Raw genomic sequence first — 573 nt, forward strand, 5'->3', positions numbered from 1 at the left:
CAAACGAGCAAAGAAAAAGGAGGAACACACCGAATGAATTTTGAATTTATGACCATAGACACACCATTGCCGCCCTGTATGCCCTTTCCCATAGCGTTGACAGGATTTCCAGTCAGCAGCACCGCAAAGGTCATGTACTGCCGGATGCTGGACGCTATGCTATCCAAAGGGCAGGAGGACGAGAACGGAATCCTGTTTGTCTGCTTCTCTGTCACAGCCATTGCCGCAGTCCTGTCCCGCAGTCCCATGACGGTCAAGCGTTCTCTGAATGAACTGGAAACCGCCGGACTTATCATGCGGGTGCGTCAGGGCGTTGGAGAACCAAACCGGATTTATGTGCTGATACCGGGAAAGGAGGACGCTGCCCTTGCCTGATACCTCAAAGCTGGAAAAACTCAATCGGGAGTTGGAGAAAAGCGAAAAGAAACTGCGGAAAGCCATCAATGATGAAAAGGCATTGCAGCACCAGTTAAAGCAGCTTACCCGAAAGGAACGGACGCACCGGCTCTGTACTCGTGGCGGTATGCTGGAAAGTTTTCTGCAAGAGCCGGAACGCCTGACAGATGATGATGT

2 protein-coding genes are annotated in these 573 nt (G+C 51.5%); both read left to right on the forward strand.

Features of this window, described 5'->3' with window-relative positions; genetic code table 11:
- Positions 1–33: 33 nt before the first annotated feature.
- Positions 34–375, forward strand: a complete 342-nt coding sequence (locus DXA36_RS32640; RefSeq protein WP_009251547.1) for a DeoR family transcriptional regulator — start codon at positions 34–36, stop codon at positions 373–375.
- The coding region (locus DXA36_RS33790) for a DUF3847 domain-containing protein (RefSeq protein WP_243114793.1) at positions 368–573 on the forward strand (206 nt) is incomplete at its 3' end. The genes DXA36_RS32640 and DXA36_RS33790, both read left to right, overlap by 8 nt.

Origin of the sequence: Eisenbergiella sp. OF01-20, from assembly GCF_003478085.1 — a bacterium.
Taxonomy (GTDB): Bacteria; Bacillota; Clostridia; order Lachnospirales; family Lachnospiraceae; genus Eisenbergiella.

What these genes read in the sequence shown, in the direction of transcription:
- DXA36_RS32640 (WP_009251547.1), top strand. Translation starts at nt 34, where the DNA reads ATGAATTTTGAATTTATGACCATAGACACACCATTGCCGCCCTGTATG.